Source organism: Chitinimonas violaceus (genome assembly GCF_052601015.1).
In genome coordinates this window covers 1-252 of record NZ_JBQXDJ010000313.1, presented here as the reverse complement: position 1 = coordinate 252, position 252 = coordinate 1, and the positions used below count along the sequence as shown (strand labels likewise).

Annotated in this window: 1 pseudogene and 1 other annotated feature; the pseudogene reads right to left on the bottom strand. The window is 51.6% G+C overall.

From position 1 onward, the window contains the following. Positions 1-112 precede the first annotated feature (112 nt). Positions 113-194: a sequence feature (AL1L pseudoknot), on the bottom strand. Continuing rightward, positions 126-252: pseudogene (locus ACUHMQ_RS21415) on the bottom strand (IS3 family transposase); the annotation flags it as partial. It overlaps the preceding feature by 69 nt.

Here is a 252-nt window from a genome sequence, read left to right as displayed (position 1 = left end):
GCCTCTGCCTCCTTAAGCACGGTGATGATTTGGCTGTCCGAAAATCTCGATTTCTTCATTTTGTAGAACTCCCTCTATCCGAGAAAATTCTACTTCTGCACACCCCTATTTTCCGGGGGGATTACCCGGTGAGCGTCGATGAACGATTTTATGGCTTGAACCGGCGGTCGAGCTCCGCCTGGGCGAAATAAGCACTGGCCAAGCGCAGAATTTCATTCGCCTTACGCAGCTCTCGGACTTCGCGTTCCAGAT